This window comes from Chryseobacterium sp. MIQD13 (assembly GCF_050496705.1).
Taxonomy (GTDB): Bacteria; Bacteroidota; Bacteroidia; order Flavobacteriales; family Weeksellaceae; genus Chryseobacterium.
In genome coordinates this window covers 297,216-308,837 of sequence record NZ_JBNWAF010000003.1, presented here as the reverse complement: position 1 = coordinate 308,837, position 11,622 = coordinate 297,216, and the positions used below count along the sequence as shown (strand labels likewise).

The following is an 11,622-nucleotide window of genomic DNA, read 5'->3' as shown; positions in this document are numbered from 1 at the left end:
GGCTGGTTTTTATTTTTTTTGTGAGGTTAAATTCCTTAACGACAGAAAAGCAATCAGAAAATAATTACCTCAACCTGTTTTAAGCTTTACTTTATATTCTTATTAATAAAATCAATACATTTTTCTGTGGCAGTATTCAGGTCGTGCGGAAGATCATTTCCGGTCCATGGTTCTTTTGAGCCGAAAGTATGATCAGCATTCTCAATTAAGAATAATTCTGAATTCGGATTCAGGATATGAAGATGTTCTGCATTTTTCACACTTACACTTTCATCATGAGTTCCGTGAATAACCAGTACATAAGCTTTAGCCATTTCTGCTGCCCTTTCTACGTCAAAACGGTGAATATTTTTTTCAAAATCTTCATAAAACTGATAATAATGCGGCATTTCCTGTTTTGTTCTTCCGTTCAGAACAAAATAAACACCTTCTTTTTTCCAGTTTTCCAGAGCTTCATTTTTCGGAAAGCGTTCCAGACTATCCACACTTGCCAGAGTGATAAGCCCGTTGATTCTTTCGTCTTCAAATGTTTTTATGATGGAAATTCCCCCTCCTCTGCTATGCCCGATCAGAATTATTCTCTGGTCATCTACATGAGGATCTTTCACAAAATGATCTATCACAACCCCCAAATCTGACAGTTCTTTTGAATAGTTATTATTTCCAAAAGCTTCCAGATCACCAAAATTGTGAGGATCGTCAACGGTGGTTCCGTTATGGGATGAATTGAATTTCACAAAGAAAAAGCCTGCTCCGGCAAATTTTTCAGCCATAAGGCTCCATGCTCCCCAGTCTTTATAACCTTTGTAGCCATGAACAAAAATCACCAAAGGCAGTTTTTCATCGGTTTCAGGATAAATTGCATCGGCCAGAAAACTTCGGGTTTCTGAATTTTCCAGTTTTATATTAAGGCTTTTAATCAATTCCATATAAAAAATTTAATTACAATTCTTAAATAACAGTGATACCTGCATTATTCACATTAACCTAAATATATAAAAAAATATTTACCTGAAAAACTTAATCTTCAACTATGGAATTGATTAAATAGTTGTAAAAATAACCTTAATTTTGCAGTATGCTGGATTTAAGAACGGTAACCGTTGTACGTTACATCCTGCCTTTAAGGGAAGGCGGATCTCTTCCTGCTTTGGCAGAAGCTGATGATGATTTTAAATATGTACTGAAATTCCGTGGCGCCGGCCATGGAGTTAAAATGCTGATCTCTGAACTTTTAGGAGGCAAGATCACCGAAGCATTAGGACTGAAAATCCCTGAACTGGTTTTTGTAAATCTGGACGTTGATTTTGGGAGAACAGAAGCTGATGAGGAAATTCAGGATTTATTGAAGTTTTCGGAAGGCCTGAATCTTGGACTTCATTATCTTTCAGGCTCCATCACCTATGATTCGGGTGTGAAGATAGACCCTCTTCTGGCTTCAAAGATTGTCTGGCTGGATGCGTTTATTACCAATATTGACCGTACTTTCAGGAATACGAATCTTCTGATGTGGCATAAAGAGCTTTGGATTATTGACAACGGAGCCTCTTTCTATTTCCATCATTCATGGCAGAACTTTGATGCGGCCGCAAAGACTCCTTTCAAATATGTGAAGGATCACGTATTGCTTCCTAAAGCAAAAATGCTGGATGAGGCAGATAAGTTTGCTCATGAAGTGTTGAATGATACACTTTTCAGAGAGATTGTCAATTTGATTCCTGAAGACTGGCTACATTGGGAGGATGCTGATGAAACTCCTGAAGAAATCCGTGAAATCTACTTTCAGTTCCTGAAAACCAGGTTGGAAAATTCTCAAATCTTTGTAAACGAAGCTAAAAATGCAAGAGGATAAAATATACGAATACGCTGTTATACGCCTGGTACCGAAAGTTGAAAGAGAAGAATTTTTCAATATCGGTCTTGTAATGTTTTCCAAAAAAGAAAAATTCATCCGGGTAGAGTTTTATTTGTGTCGGGATAAATTCAGGCTGATGCACAGCAAACTGGATTATGATGACATTATTCAGAATCTTGAAAGCTTCCAGAGAATTGCCAACGGAGATAAAGAAGGAGGACCTATCGCCCTGATGGATGTTCCAGAACGTTTTCGATGGCTGACGGCTGTAAGAAGCTCTTCGATACAAACCTCAAGACCTCATCCGGGAAAATCAAAAGATCTGGAAAAAACCTTTACTAAACTTTTTGAGGAGTTGGTAAAATAACAATTATTTTTTCATCACAAAGCAAAAAAATATACACACAGAGACTTATAATTCATATAAACACATAATAATCAATAATATAAATTACAAGAATTTATAAATTTGCTAGATTAATATACATATCATTATTTTTTATTCATAAAATAATTAACTTGGCTTTTGTTTAAATTATTCTTAACAAAATACCCAATATTTTTAATTATTCATCCTTAAAAAACAGATGATATGGATTTTCTGAATCACACCAACGCACTCACGCTGATCTTTGTATCGGTACTTGTATTTGCAATTGCCTATCGTTTTTATGGTATTTTCATTGCCAATAAAGTACTGAGGCTTAATGATAAAAACACAACTCCCGCAGTAGAATTTGCTGACGGTAAAGATTATGTGGCAACCAATAAAAATGTACTTTTCGGACACCATTTTGCCGCCATTGCAGCAGCGGGACCTTTGGTCGGGCCTGTTCTGGCCGCCCAGTTCGGATATCTCCCAGGGGCATTATGGATTCTGATCGGATGTGTGCTTGGCGGCGGTGTACATGATATGGTGGTTTTATTCGCTTCCGTACGGCACAAAGGCCAAAGTCTAGCTACAATTGCTTCCAAAGAAATAGGTAAAACTACAGGAACCGTGGCCGGATTTGCCATTTTATTTATCCTGATCCTGACCCTAGCAGGTTTATCACTTGCCTGTATCAATGCAATGCATGAGGCTTCATGGTCACTTTTCACCGTTGTCATCACTATGCCTATTGCTGTTATCATGGGGCTTATCATGAGATACAGAAAAAACAGTGTACTTTTTGCCAGCATTTTAGGCGGTATACTTTTAGTAGCCGGAATCATTGGTGGACACAGCCTGATGCAGAACGAGACAATGAATAACCTTTTTTCATGGGATATTAAAACGATCTCCATCGCAATTCCTCTGTATGGTTTTCTGGCTTCGGTGCTTCCGGTATGGCTTCTTCTCGTTCCCAGGGATTACCTTTCAACTTATCTGAAAATAGGAACTATTATTATGCTGGCCGTAGGGGTTATTGTTATTCATCCTACTATACAGATGCCTGCTCTTACAGAATTTGTAAAAGGCGGTGGCCCTGTTATAGGAGGCCCTGTACTTCCTTTCATTTTTATTGTAATTGCCTGTGGTGCTATTTCGGGTTTCCATGCGGTGATCGCAACAGGGACAACCCCAAAGATGCTGAATAAGGAAAAAGAAATTCTTTTTGTAGGATATGGAGCCATGCTGGTAGAAGGTTTTGTTGCTTTAATGGCTTTAATTGCAGCATGTACATTAATGCCAGGTGATTATTTTGCAATCAATACCCCAAAAGAATCATACGATGCGTTTCTGGCCGCCCATCCTTCACTGCATGGGGTAGATATTGATTATTATTCACAAAAAATAGGCATTGAGCTGCACGGCAGAACCGGTGGTGCCGTATCTTTAGCCGTAGGAATGGCTCATATATTCAATAAGATCCCTTATATGGATCAGCTGACAGCGTATTGGTATAATTTCGCTATTATGTTTGAAGCCGTGTTTATCCTTACTGCTATTGACGCTGGAACAAGAGTGGGACGTTTCTTTTTACAGGAAATGCTGGGTTCTGTTATTCCTAAATTCAATGACAAGAACTGGATTCCCGGAATTATCATCAGCAGTATCCTGTTTACTTTCGCATGGGGATATCTGGTATTTACGGGTAATGTAAGCAGTATATGGCCGTTGTTTGGAATCAGCAACCAGTTATTGGCTGCCTGCGGACTGATTGTCTGTACAACAATGCTGATCAGGATGAAAAGAGGAAAATACGCCTTATGTTCTGCAATTCCCGGGGTCTTTATGGCCGGAATTACTTTCTGGGCAGGTTATATTCAGGTAACAACCATCTACCTTCCGAAAGAACAGTATTTACTGGCAGCTCTAGCAGCAACTGCAATGGTTCTGATGCTTATTGTGTTTATCGGAGCTTTCATCAAATGGTACCAGCTTCTGCAGATCAAAACAACAGAAATTGATTTCTATGGAGAACCTGTAAAAGAGCTTGTAGAAAGATAACCAAGATAGAATTTTCACAAAAACAAAAGCAGTCCGGGTCATCCGGACTGCTTTTTTACTAATTATTATTTTGCTTAAAAATTGAAATTAAGTCTTGTAAATACATATCTTCCGTTCTGTCCAAACTGGGAAGTAGAACGGGAATAGATAAACTGATCATTGTTTGTGGATGCCGTAAGGTTTTTATCCGGATAAATGTCAAACAGATTGTTTACTCCCAGAGTCAGCCCTATATTTTTCGTAAACTGATAAGCCAGGGAAAGATCTGTAATAATTTTATCCCCGATTTGCTGATGTTCAGTAGCTCCTATAACTCCGTCACCGTTAGCATCAATAATATCCGCACCTGTTACTTTTCCGAAATAGGTATTTCTCAGATAAAGACTTGCATTTTTCCACGAAAGCGTATGAGATAAACTTGCTTTTACCCTTGGAACCGCTTCTTCCAGATAAACTCTTGATTTTTCAGAAAAATAGATCTTTTCAAGATTCGGAGACTGCAAAAGTCCTGAAGAGTGAGTGGCTCCCACTTTCTTCGTTTCGCTGATATTAACAGCAAAATTATTATCAAGCTTAAATCCTGAAAATCTTGCATTATGGGAAATAACTACATCTACTCCTTTTGTTTCTGTATCTATGGCATTCGTAAAGAATTGTGCCCCATTAACTCCCTGAGCATCAAAAGCAGCCTGTGCAGCGACAGGTACATCTGCTCTTAGGAACTGGTCTGTTAGAATAATCCGGTTGTTGATTCTTGTAAAATATCCATCAGCGGTAAAAGTAAGGCTTGCTGATGGGATTCTGTACGTAAATCCTACACTGGCAGATTTAGAAGTTTCCTGCTTCAGCTTTGGCATTTCCAGTAAACCTGCAATTTCTGAATCATTACTGAATGTCCCCACTTCAAGAAGCTGGCTGTTCGTAAATAAAGTAGAGGTTACATTATAATAAATCTGATGAATGGAAGGTGCTCTGAATCCTGTGGAACCCGCCAATCTTACATTAAAATTAGGAGCCACTTTGATTCTTGAAGCCAGTTTATAATTGAAAGTAGATCCGAAATCTGAATAATTTTCATATCTCGCAGCAGCATCTACCAATAACCAATTGGTAAAATTAAATTCAACATCTGCATAAGCTGCTACTGCCTGCCTGTTTTTGTCCACAGCATTTATGGGTTTAAATCCTCCGAAAACCTGTGATCCACCCGGAAGTGCATTTCCAAAGAAATCCGTTGCTCTCGGACTCGTATTACTCCACAAATTTCCTGCAGCATCATAAGTTGCATAAGACGCTTCCTCGCCAGGAGTTATTTTAAAATTCTCATAACGGTGCTCTCCTCCAAAGGCTACATTGATTCCGCTCCAGACATCATACTTTTTAGAGAAATCTAAATTGATTGTATTCTGGGAGAATCTTAGACCTCCTGCATTAAATTCATCGGGAGAAGCAAATCTTAAAGATGTATTTCCTGTATTACTGATATTATAAGTGAATGAATTCTGTCCGAATGTATTGCTTAAATCAATATTCCAGCCGTCCCAGTTTCCTTTAATGCCTGCGGAAAGTGACAGGTCCTGAATATCCGTTCCGATCTGAGGCAAATATCCGTCAGAATATAGTCCTGTAAAAGTTCGGCTCTGGTTTGGCTTTCTGTAGAACCCGCCGGAACTTCCATGTCTGAAACTGTACCCCCCAAATGTATATACCTTCCAGTTATCATTAATAGGGACTTCAATATTGGCAAAAAGCTGGTGATTGTTCAGTTTAGACTGTCCCACCTGCATATTGAAATCTTTTCTGTCTAATCCTCTGTAAGCCAGTTCCTGATCTGTAAAATCTCCTTTTAAGAGCCCCTGCAGAGTACTTATTGTATTGGCTGCCTGAATCTGATTCTGAAAATCCTGAGAAAAATAACCTACACCCTGTGCATACTGATGAATATAGTTAATAAGCTGCTGGGAATTCGGAACATTATTAATATTCGAAAAAAGAGAAGAAAGGTTTACCCCATCATTCTGAGCACGCCTTTCAATAGCATTATATGCATTGTAGATCGTACCACTTTCGGCGCCGGCTCTGAAAGTCGGGTTTCTGAACTGGGAAGACCAGGTAATATTATAGAAACCACCTTTACTTCCGATTTTATTTCCGTAATTAAGGTCAACCTGAATATTCTGTCCGTCAAAATCTCCGGTATGATCATTAGCAGTTGGAGTTAAATTTCCACCATAACTTACCTGCCCGGTTAATCTGCCGATATCTTTTTTCAGTTCAAGATTGATTACACCTGCAATGGCATCCGATCCGTACTGAGCTGAAGCGCCATCACGCAGCACTTCTATTCTGTTCAAAGCAAATGACGGAATGGAGTTCAAATCGGTTCCTACAGTTCCTCTTCCCGGTGTTCCGTTAACATTCACCAACGCTGAAGTATGTCTTCTTTTTCCGTTCACCAAAACCAATACCTGATCCGGACCTAATCCTCTCAGCTGGGCAGGATCCAAATGGTCCGTACCGTCCGAATTGGTTTGAATGGTTGAAGTGAAAGACGGAGCCACCGCATTCAAGATTTGCCCTATGCTGGATTGTGGAAGAACCACAGAAGTTTCCTTTATATTAAAGACATCCACAGGAACCGGACTGTCTACTTTTGATCTTGCACCGGCTCTTGAACCTAGTACCACAACCTCTTCCACATTATTGGTTTTCAGACTGTCTTTTCCTTTTTCCTGCCCGAAAGCATACGTTCCCAGGAAAAATAAAACAGAAGCTGATAAAATAGTCTTTTTATTTTTCATACCCTTACATCAATTTAATAGTTTATGTTTTTTTGAGTGGCAAATGTAAAACAAATTTATTAGTCTACAAAAAAAGTAGACTTTTGTTTTATGAAAATTTAAGATTGTTTTCTTCTATTGGATAATAAATAGAAAATTATCTCTTGTCAATTGATTTAACAGGAAGTTTGTTTTAAAATTGTTGCAGAGTTTTTAACGCAAAGTTTAATTCGAATAGCGCAATATTATTAAGAAGGCAAAGAAAAAATCAATCTTCGATTGATTGACTAAGCGCCTGAATAATCATACAGCTTAGTCAATGGCATAGCCGTTTATCTTTGCTTCCCTTAAATAAGGAGTATTTAAGTAAAAACTTTGCGTTAAAAAACTTAGTATTAAAATAAATTCTTTGTATAAAGAAAAAACGGATTCCAAATAGAATCCGTTTTAAAAATTATTATTATCAGTTTCTGATACTGAGAAATTTATATTTTCGTAAGCTTAGCATATTTCAAAATGAGATTTTTTTCTCCTTCATGAATAAAAATCACTTTGGCTTTAATATTCTGCGGATCTGTTCCATCCAGGAAAGAAACCTCCCCTATTCCGAAACGATCATGTCTTACCTTATCTCCTACTTCAATATCCTGGGAAGAAGCTCCACTCGGATTGATAATTTTTGCTGTGCTGACAGGTTTCAGTTTTCTTACTTCCGGTGCATGCTTCGAATTGTCTCCTTTTTCAATAGTCTTCTTTTCAACTTTTCTGAAAGAACGCTGCTCGGAAGGATGCTCATCAAAAATATTGGATTTGATTCCGGCGTTGTTGATAAACCTCTTTTCCAGAGTTGGATTTAAGAATTCAATATATTCGTCATCAATTTCACTTAAAAATCTTGAAGGCTCTGCATCGGTGATTTTCCCCCACTGGAAACGGGAGACTGCATAAGAGAAAAATACCTTCTTCTCTGCTCTTGTCAATGCCACATAGAACAAACGTCTTTCTTCTTCCAAATCTTCCCTTGTCGCCGAACTCATAAAGCTCGGGAAAAGATTTTCTTCAAGCCCTACAAGATGTACCACAGGGAATTCCAGACCTTTTGACAGGTGAATCGTCATTAACGAAACCATATCCTCATCCGTATTTTTATCCTGAGTATCGGCAGAAAGTGCAATATTCTCAAGGAAATTCGGAAGGCTCGGGTCTCCGTCTTCCAGCTGCATCTGTTCTTCAATGAATCCCTGCATGGAGTTCATTAATTCCTGAACGTTTTCTACACGGGAAATCCCTTCAGGAGTCTGATCATCTTTTAAGAACTTAATCAGTCCACTTCGTTTGGCCACTTCCATAGCAACACTGTAAGCCGTGTCAGTTTTCAATAATACCTGAAAGGCTTTGATCATGGACCAGAAATCATTCAGTTTATTTAAAACACCGTTGTTTAAGCCTAGCTGAGGAGCATACATCGGCAGATTGTCCAGTACTTTTGAAATGGAAATATTGTGAGAATCTGCAAAAACGATCAGTTTATTCTGAGTGGTATCTCCAATTCCTCTTGCAGGATAATTGATGATTCTCATAAGCGCCTCCGAATCATTTTCATTGATCAGAATACGCAGATAAGCAATAAGGTCTTTTACTTCTTTTCTCTGATAGAAAGAAAGCCCTCCGTAAACCTTGTACGGGATATTTTTACGTCTCAGCGCATCTTCAAATGCCCTGGTCTGCGAGTTTGTTCTGTATAAAATAGCAAAATCACTGTATTTTCTCTGGTCCGTATTTCTAAGCTCCCAGATATTTCCTGCTACGAAGTTGGCCTCATCAGCGTCAGAAAGCGAGCGGTATATTTTGATCTTGTCACCTTCTTCATTATCACTGAAAACATTTTTTTTAAACTGCTGAAGATTTTTTGCAATAACAACGTTAGCTGCATTTACGATATTCTGGGTTGAACGGTAGTTCTGCTCAAGAGAAACCGTTAATGCATCAGGATAATCCTTCTTGAAGTTTAAGATGTTGTAAATATTCGCACCACGGAAGGAATAGATGGACTGGGCATCATCCCCTACCACACAGATATTTTCAAATTTTGAAGCCAGTGCTTTTACAATAAGGTACTGGGAATGGTTGGTATCCTGGTACTCATCAACCATAATATACCTGAACCTGTCCTGATATTTTGCCAGAACCTCAGGAAAACGGGTCAGTAATTCATTGGTTTTCAACAGCAAATCATCAAAATCCATGGCTCCGTTCTTGAAGCATTCCTCCACATATTTCTGATAGATCTTCCCGATGAATTTCATATTTGCTTTTTCATCAGCTTCCATAAGTTCAGGATTGTTGAAATAAGCTTTTACCGTGATCAGGTTATTTTTATATGTCGAAATTCTTGCCTGAACTTTTTTAGGTTTATAAAGATCAGCATCGATATTCATGTCTTTGATTACTTTTCTGATGACATTCAGGGCATCCTGCTGGTCATAGATCGTAAAATTGGACGGATATCCCAGATAATGACCTTCAATCCTCAGAATTCTTGCAAAAACCGAGTGAAATGTTCCCATCCATAAACTTCTTGCATTGCTGTCCCCTACTACTTTCGCGATACGTTCTTTCATTTCTCGGGCCGCTTTGTTGGTGAAGGTAAGCGCCAGAATATTGAAGGGGTCAATTCCGTTGTGGATCAGGTGGGCAATACGCATGGTAAGTACACGTGTTTTTCCGGAACCTGCGCCCGCAAGTACCATCAAAGGCCCCTGTAGAGAGGTAACGGCTTCATATTGTGATTCATTGAGTCCTTTCAGATAATCCATACTGCAAAAAATTTTGGGAACACAAAATTAATGTATTATAAGGAGAATTCAAATTTTTGAAAATTCATTCCTCACTAATATATCTAGACCTTACTATCAGAAAGGAAAAGCATGCGTATAAGGATCATCAGATTCAATTCTTACTGAATGATTTTATTTCCACGATTTTTAAAAGGAAGTATTTTTTGAATTTCCAGGTCAAAAAGAATGACAGAAAAGATGAATAAAAAACTAAAAACAACCTCATTTTCTGCATTTTAATCATATTATTATCATTTTTGAAAAATTCGAATTATAAATATACTTTTTCTTCAAAAAATCCTTTTAAAGTGTAACATTTTACTTAATTTCCCTACTAATTTATCCAAAACAATTTCTACTTTATGAAAAAGCGACTTCTTTCTGTTGCAGCAGCATCTTTCTTCGGAATGGTTCTGAGCGCACAGCAAATTAAATTCGAAGAGTATGACCTGCCAAACGGCCTTCACGTAATTCTTCATCAGGACAATTCTGCACCTGTAGTAACTACCGGAGTAATGTACCATGTAGGTGCAAAGGATGAAGTAAAAGGAAGAACGGGTTTCGCCCACTTCTTTGAGCACCTTCTGTTTGAAGGAACTCCCAATATCAAAAGAGGAGACTGGTTCAAGATCGTTTCATCAAACGGAGGACAAAATAATGCGAATACTACAAACGACAGAACGTATTATTATGAAACCTTCCCTTCCAATAACGAACAGCTCGGACTTTGGATGGAATCTGAAAGAATGCGTCATGCCGTGATCAACCAGGTCGGAGTAGATACTCAGAGAGAGGTTGTAAAAGAGGAGAAAAGATTAAGAATGGACAACCAACCTTACGGAAATCTTTTCCCGACCATTCAGAAAAACTTATTTACCAATCACCCGTATAACTGGCCTACAATTGGTTCTATGGAGGATCTTAATTCTGCAAAACTGGAAGAATTCCAGGCTTTTTATAAGAAATTCTACGTTCCGAACAATGCTACACTAGTGGTTGCTGGAGATATCAAGCCTGAGCAGACTAAAAAGTGGATCCAGGAATATTACGGAGCAATTCCAAAAGGAACGCTTTATCCTAAAGATTTCCCTAAAGATGCTCCTATCACTCAGGAAAAAGAGGTAACGGCTACAGACCCGAATATTCAGCTTCCTGCTTATATTTTTGCGTACAGAACTCCTGCTAACAAAGAAAAAGATGCTTACGTTCTTGATATGCTTTCTTCTTACCTGAGCAATGGTAAATCTTCGGTTTTATATAAGAAATTAGTGGATCAGGAGAAAAAAGCACTTGCTGTACAGGCTTTCAATCAGGGTCTTGAGGATTACAGTGTTTTTGCATTTTTTGCGATCCCGATGGGACAGACAACGAAGCAGACTTTACAGTCTGATATTGATGCTGAAATCAAAAAACTGCAGACAAACCTTATTTCTGAAGAAGATTATCAAAAGCTTCAGAACCAGTATGAGAATCAGTTTGTAAATGCTAACTCAAGTATTCAGGGAATTGCCGCTTCTTTGGCAACGAATCATGTACTGATGGGTGATACCAATTTGATCAATAAGGAAATAGACATCTACAGATCAATCACCAGACAGGATCTGCAGAATGCAGCTAAGAAATATCTGAATTCCAATCAAAGAGTAATCATTAATTACGTTCCTGAAAAAAAGTAATCATTTAAAACTTCAGGTTTACAACATGATTATTAAAAAT

General features: G+C 38.2%; 7 protein-coding genes. 4 read left to right on the top strand and 3 right to left on the bottom strand.

What is annotated here, in order from left to right; genetic code table 11:
• Window positions 1-86: 86 nt before the first annotated feature.
• On the bottom strand, window positions 87-929 hold the full coding sequence (locus ACQWU4_RS13750; protein ID WP_429936317.1) for an alpha/beta hydrolase family protein: 843 nt from the start codon (window positions 927-929) through the stop codon (window positions 87-89).
• 149 nt (window positions 930-1,078) lie between these two features.
• On the opposite strand from ACQWU4_RS13750, the gene ACQWU4_RS13745 reads away from it, so the two are divergent.
• The 3 genes from ACQWU4_RS13745 (at window position 1,079) to ACQWU4_RS13735 (ending at window position 4,289) form a co-directional block, all read left to right on the top strand.
• Window positions 1,079-1,852 (top strand): HipA family kinase, encoded by a 774-nt coding sequence (locus tag ACQWU4_RS13745; protein WP_429936316.1) that lies wholly within the window; start codon window positions 1,079-1,081, stop codon window positions 1,850-1,852.
• Window positions 1,839-2,222, top strand: a complete 384-nt coding sequence (locus ACQWU4_RS13740) for a DUF3037 domain-containing protein (protein ID WP_429936315.1) — start codon at window positions 1,839-1,841, stop codon at window positions 2,220-2,222. The genes ACQWU4_RS13745 and ACQWU4_RS13740 overlap by 14 nt, the downstream gene beginning before the upstream one ends.
• A gap of 225 nt (window positions 2,223-2,447) precedes the next feature.
• Window positions 2,448-4,289 (top strand): carbon starvation CstA family protein, encoded by a 1,842-nt coding sequence (locus ACQWU4_RS13735; RefSeq protein WP_429936314.1) that lies wholly within the window; start codon window positions 2,448-2,450, stop codon window positions 4,287-4,289.
• 74 nt (window positions 4,290-4,363) lie between these two features.
• On the opposite strand, the gene ACQWU4_RS13730 is transcribed toward ACQWU4_RS13735, so the two are convergent.
• Together ACQWU4_RS13730 and ACQWU4_RS13725 are read right to left on the bottom strand one after the other, a co-directional pair.
• On the bottom strand, window positions 4,364-7,090 hold the full coding sequence (locus tag ACQWU4_RS13730; RefSeq protein WP_429936313.1) for a TonB-dependent receptor plug domain-containing protein: 2,727 nt from the start codon (window positions 7,088-7,090) through the stop codon (window positions 4,364-4,366).
• 464 nt (window positions 7,091-7,554) lie between these two features.
• Complete coding sequence (locus ACQWU4_RS13725) at window positions 7,555-9,885, bottom strand: ATP-dependent helicase (protein WP_429936312.1); 2,331 nt, start codon at window positions 9,883-9,885, stop codon at window positions 7,555-7,557.
• 383 nt (window positions 9,886-10,268) lie between these two features.
• Here ACQWU4_RS13725 and ACQWU4_RS13720 point away from each other — a divergent pair, with 383 nt between their 5' ends.
• Complete coding sequence (locus ACQWU4_RS13720; RefSeq protein ID WP_429936311.1) at window positions 10,269-11,582, top strand: M16 family metallopeptidase; 1,314 nt, start codon at window positions 10,269-10,271, stop codon at window positions 11,580-11,582.
• Window positions 11,583-11,622 lie beyond the last annotated feature (40 nt).

Bases quoted from the DNA above. Each gene is read 5' to 3' on its own strand.
- ACQWU4_RS13750 (WP_429936317.1), bottom strand. From the start codon at position 929: ATGGAATTGATTAAAAGCCTTAATATAAAACTGGAAAATTCAGAAACC.
- ACQWU4_RS13745 (WP_429936316.1), top strand. From the start codon at position 1,079: ATGCTGGATTTAAGAACGGTAACCGTTGTACGTTACATCCTGCCTTTA.
- ACQWU4_RS13740 (WP_429936315.1), top strand. From the start codon at position 1,839: ATGCAAGAGGATAAAATATACGAATACGCTGTTATACGCCTGGTACCG.
- ACQWU4_RS13735 (WP_429936314.1), top strand. From the start codon at position 2,448: ATGGATTTTCTGAATCACACCAACGCACTCACGCTGATCTTTGTATCG.
- ACQWU4_RS13730 (WP_429936313.1), bottom strand. From the start codon at position 7,090: ATGAAAAATAAAAAGACTATTTTATCAGCTTCTGTTTTATTTTTCCTG.
- ACQWU4_RS13725 (WP_429936312.1), bottom strand. From the start codon at position 9,885: ATGGATTATCTGAAAGGACTCAATGAATCACAATATGAAGCCGTTACC.
- ACQWU4_RS13720 (WP_429936311.1), top strand. From the start codon at position 10,269: ATGAAAAAGCGACTTCTTTCTGTTGCAGCAGCATCTTTCTTCGGAATG.